Source organism: Vibrio sp. M260121, assembly GCF_036533715.1.
Taxonomy (GTDB): Bacteria; Pseudomonadota; Gammaproteobacteria; order Enterobacterales; family Vibrionaceae; genus Vibrio.
The window spans coordinates 1-926 of record NZ_JATABF010000107.1 but is presented as its reverse complement, the minus strand read 5'-3'; the positions used below and the strand labels follow the sequence as shown (position 1 = coordinate 926).

At 54.4% G+C, this 926-nt stretch carries 1 protein-coding gene; it reads left to right on the top strand.

Annotated features, from left to right (window positions below; all coding sequences use genetic code 11):
• Window positions 1-926: tandem large repeat (locus QTO06_RS25285; RefSeq protein WP_331410339.1), on the top strand; the 926-nt coding region annotated here is incomplete at both ends.

The following is a 926-nucleotide window of genomic DNA, read 5'->3' as shown; positions in this document are numbered from 1 at the left end:
AGCTGACTGTAGGCTTGGTGGTCAAAGACTACCAAGACCTATCAGGGAATACAGGCGCAGAAGACAGCAGCCACTCGATGCCAATCACCCCAACCTTGGCGATCACGCCTGTTGGTAATGTGGATGGCACCAACGCGGCCTCATTGCAGATTGCGGGGACGTCAACTCGCTTTGATGGCCAAACGGTGAGCGTAGAAATCAAAGCGCAAGGCAGTGAAACGCCTATCGTGAGCAGCAATGCCACAGTGCAAAACGGCGGTGCTTGGACGAGCAACGCAATGGACATCAGTGGTGAGACAAATGGCACCTACACCGTAGTGGTGAAGGGGACCAACGCATCGAATGTCGAGGCCACAGAAACGAGCACCTTCACGCTGTCGCAGGCACTGCCAAGCTTGACCAGCGCAACCTTCAATCCAACGCACCAGTTGGAAGGGCAAAGTGTCGCGGTCACACTGGAGTTCGATAAAGCGCTACAAACAGCGAGTGCTGAGCTGGGTGGTTCCGCCATCACGCTGACCAAGACAGGGGATGCGAAAGTCTGGACTGGTGACGTTGTTGTGCCTGTGTCATCAGAGCTGACTGTAGGCCTGGTGGTCAAAGACTACCAAGACCTATCAGGGAATACAGGCGCAGAAGACAGCAGCCACTCGATGCCAATCACCCCAACCTTGGCGATCACGCCTGTTGGTAATGTGGATGGCACCAACGCGGCCTCATTACAGATTGCGGGTACGTCAACTCGCTTTGATGGTCAAATGGTAAGCGTAGAAATCAAAGCGCAAGGCAGTGAAACGGTTATCGTGAGCAGTAATGCCACAGTGCAAAACGGCGGTGCTTGGACGAGCAACGCAATGGACATCAGTGGTGAGACAAATGGCACCTACACCGTAGTGGTGAAGGGGACCAACGCATCGAATGTCGAG